Here is a 296-nt window from a genome sequence, read left to right as displayed (position 1 = left end):
TGTGGAAGCGGTTCTATTTCTTTTAGAGAAGCATTTGCAAATGTTGCAGCAGGATTTTATGATTGTCTTATTGCAACTGGTGTTGAAAAAGTAACTCATACAGGAACTGAATGGACAACAACTTACTTTGCATATTGTTCAGACTTTTTCTATGAGGGACAAGCCGGTGCATCATTTCCAGGATTATTTGCATCAATGGCAAGAGCTTACTTGACAGAGTTTGATGCAACTGAAGAAGACTTTGCAAAAGTTGCAGTAAAAAATCATGAAAATGGTGTATTAAATCCAAAAGCTCA

1 pseudogene is annotated in these 296 nt (G+C 36.5%); it reads left to right on the top strand.

From position 1 onward, the window contains the following. Positions 1 to 296 (top strand): annotated as a pseudogene (locus C6988_RS11160) (acetyl-CoA acetyltransferase); the annotation flags it as partial.

It is taken from the genome of Nitrosopumilus sp. b1, assembly GCF_014078545.1.
In the GTDB taxonomy this organism is placed as follows: domain Archaea; phylum Thermoproteota; class Nitrososphaeria; order Nitrososphaerales; family Nitrosopumilaceae; genus PXYB01.
The sequence above is the reverse complement of the archived record's forward strand: the minus strand, read 5'-3'. Positions and strand labels throughout refer to the sequence as shown.